Here is a 1265-nt window from a genome sequence, read left to right as displayed (position 1 = left end):
GGGTCTGCTGCACGAATAGGTGACATCTGAGTTGGCTTGCCCAGCATGGGCGGGCTGGAAGGATGTCCCCATGGCAAGGCCCTACCCCCGCGAGTTCCGCGACGACGTCGTCCGGGTCGCTCGCAACCGCGATGACGGTGTAACGATCGAGCAGATCGCCACCGATTTCGGAGTGCACCCGATGACGCTGCAGAAATGGCTCCGTCAGGCCGACATCGACGAAGGCACCAAGCCCGGCAAGAGCGCCAGCGAGTCCGGTGAGCTGCGCGAAGCCCGACGGCGGATCAAACTGCTAGAGCAAGAGAACGAGGTGCTGCGTCGGGCCGCAGCGTATTTATCGCAGGCCAATCTGCCGGGAAAAGGGTCTACCCGCTCGTGAAAGAGCTCGCCGCCGACGGGATCCCCGTCGCGGTGACGTGCCGGGTACTCAAGCTCTCCCGCCAACCGTATTACCGCTGGCTGGCCGACCCCATCACCGAGGCCGAACTCATCGAGGCCTACCGCGCCAATGCGCTGTTCGACGCGCACGCAGACGATCCGGAGTTCGGCTACCGCTACCTCGTGGAGGAGGCGCGCGATGCCGGCGAGCCGATGGCCGAGCGCACCGCATGGCGGATCTGCTCGCAGAATCGACTGTGGAGCGTGTTTGGTAAGAAACGCGGCAAGAACGGCAAAGTCGGGCCGCCGGTGCACGACGATCTTGTCGAGCGTGACTTCACCGCTGAAGGGCCAAATCAGTTGTGGCTCAGTGACATCACTGAGCACCGCACCGGTGAGGGCAAGCTCTACCTCTGTGCGATTAAGGACGTGTTCTCCAACCGGATCGTCGGCTACAGCATCGACTCCCGAATGAAGTCACAACTGGCCATCCGGGCACTACACAGCGCGGTAGCCCGACGCGGAGATGTCGCGGGGTGCATTCTGCACTCGGATCGCGGATCTCAGTTCCGGTCAAGGAAATTCGTACACGCCTTGAATCAACACGAGATGGTCGGCTCTATGGGCCGTGTCGGAGCCGCCGGCGACAACGCCGCCATGGAGAGCTTCTTTAGCCTGCTGCAGAAGAACGTGCTCGACCGCCGCCGCTGGGACACCCGAGAACAACTCCGCATCGCGATCGTCACCTGGATCGAGCGCACCTACCACCGGCGCCGCCGCCAGTCCGGCCTCGGGCGGTTGACCCCGATCGAATTCGAAGCAATCATGACCACACCGGCCAGTCAGGCCGCGTGACCGAAACTGTCACCTGATCGTGCAGCAGACCC

1 protein-coding gene is annotated in these 1265 nt (G+C 63.3%); it reads left to right on the top strand.

The window, feature by feature from the left end; translation table 11 throughout:
- Positions 1 to 70: 70 nt before the first annotated feature.
- Positions 71 to 1233 (top strand): IS3 family transposase gene (locus ACJH6J_RS30440; RefSeq protein WP_099156389.1). Its coding sequence is split into 2 segments (ribosomal slippage): positions 71 to 355 and positions 358 to 1233, totalling 1161 coding nucleotides; the frame shifts between segments, so codons are not numbered across the junction.
- Positions 1234 to 1265: the final 32 nt, after the last annotated feature.

Origin of the sequence: Mycobacterium sp. SMC-18 (assembly GCF_045310895.1) — a bacterium.
GTDB lineage: Bacteria > Actinomycetota > Actinomycetes > Mycobacteriales > Mycobacteriaceae > Mycobacterium.
This window is presented reverse-complemented; position numbering and strand designations above follow the sequence as displayed.